Source organism: Furfurilactobacillus curtus (genome assembly GCF_054657915.1).
This window is the reverse complement of sequence record NZ_BAAHXU010000008.1, coordinates 1-247: the sequence shown is the minus strand read 5'-3', so window position 1 is coordinate 247 and position 247 is coordinate 1. Positions and strand designations below refer to the sequence as shown.

Here is a 247-nt window from a genome sequence, read left to right as displayed (position 1 = left end):
GCCGCCACTCATTAATTTTTTCCTTTTTATCCCAATCAACCAACCAAATTTTTCTTTGTTTTGGAAACCCGCTTTTGGTTAAAAGTTGCTTGCCATTTTCATCTTTAATGTACTGCGTCTTTGCTTTTAATCCCCAACTACCATCGGGGTTAAATGGGCGATTGGTTAACATCACATGTGCATGCGGATTGTCTGGGTGATCGCGATGAATTGCTACGTCAGCTACCATACCTTGATCGACAAAATT

The 247-nt window shown here is 40.5% G+C and carries 1 protein-coding gene; it reads right to left on the bottom strand.

Annotation, left to right across the window (positions count from 1 at the left end; translation table 11 throughout):
* Nucleotides 1–247: MobA/MobL family protein (locus tag ACYQ0Y_RS10265; RefSeq protein ID WP_459935493.1), on the bottom strand; the 247-nt coding region annotated here is incomplete at both ends.